The sequence below is a fragment of the Pseudoalteromonas sp. P1-9 genome, assembly GCF_001399975.1.
GTDB lineage: Bacteria > Pseudomonadota > Gammaproteobacteria > Enterobacterales > Alteromonadaceae > Pseudoalteromonas.
The window spans coordinates 1-589 of sequence record NZ_LKBD01000128.1 but is presented as its reverse complement, the minus strand read 5'-3'; the positions used below and the strand labels follow the sequence as shown (position 1 = coordinate 589).

The window sequence follows — 589 nt, the reverse complement described above, 5'->3', positions numbered from 1 at the left end:
TTGGCCATTCTCGATGCCTACGCAGAAGAGCTTAAAAAGCTGGAATATTATTTAGAAAGCAAAGCTAAAAAGCATCAACCAAACTATTATGCACAACTGCGTACCATACCTGGTGTTGGCCTTATTCTAGCCATGACAATTTTGTATGAAATTGGTGACATTAATCGCTTTGAGTCTGTACAAACGTTCGCATCTTATTGTCGGCTCGTTAAGTGTAAAGCAGAATCTGCTGGCAAAACCTATGGCACCAGTGGCAATAAAATTGGTAATGGCCACTTAAAATGGGTATTCAGTGAAGCCGCAGTGCTTTATTTACGTGGTAACGACAAAGCTCGGAACTACTTAAACAAATTACAAAAGCGCATGAGTAAAGCCAAAGCACTCTCAGTGCTCGCCCATAAGCTCGGGCGCTGTGTTTATTTTATGTTGAAGAACAAAACGGTATTCGATGATGAACGTTTTTTAAAAAGTTAAGTCGCACAATGGGGTGAGCTATACACCTAACTAGATAAGCATGAACAAGCATGAATTATTTGTGTTTAAGTCAGCAAAAGCTGAATCTGACAGGTAAGTGTTGTCGAAGTAATAA

Annotated in this window: 1 protein-coding gene; it reads left to right on the top strand. The window is 39.6% G+C overall.

What is annotated here, in order from left to right:
• Nucleotides 1–474: transposase (locus AN214_RS21855; protein WP_152960854.1), on the top strand; the 474-nt coding region annotated here is incomplete at its 5' end.
• Between the last annotated feature and the right edge of the window lie 115 nt (nt 475–589).